This window comes from Acidovorax facilis, assembly GCF_023913775.1.
Lineage (GTDB): Bacteria > Pseudomonadota > Gammaproteobacteria > Burkholderiales > Burkholderiaceae_C > Acidovorax > Acidovorax facilis.
The window spans coordinates 1-255 of the sequence record NZ_JAMXAX010000371.1; the positions used below are offsets into that span (position 1 = coordinate 1).

1 protein-coding gene is annotated in these 255 nt (G+C 63.1%); it reads right to left on the reverse strand.

Annotation, left to right across the window (positions count from 1 at the left end):
* Positions 1 to 255: AIR synthase-related protein (locus tag NFX52_RS31535; protein ID WP_252636040.1), on the reverse strand; the 255-nt coding region annotated here is incomplete at both ends.

A 255-nucleotide genomic window follows, 5' to 3' on the forward strand; every position in this document is an offset into this window, starting at 1 on the left:
TCTGCACGAAATGGTGCGGGTCGACCGTGACTTCGCCGATGCGAGCAGCATCGGCACCGAGCGGATGGGCACGCATCGCAGCCAGTACTGCTTCGGCCGATTCGGGCGAAATCACTGCGATAAGTTTACCTTCGTTGGCCACGTAGAGCGGGTCCAGGCCGAGCAGCTCGCAGGCCGCATCCACCTCTGGCTTCACCGGGATCGCCTCTTCTTGCAGCAGCATGCCTACGCCCGACTGCCGCGCCACTTCGTTGA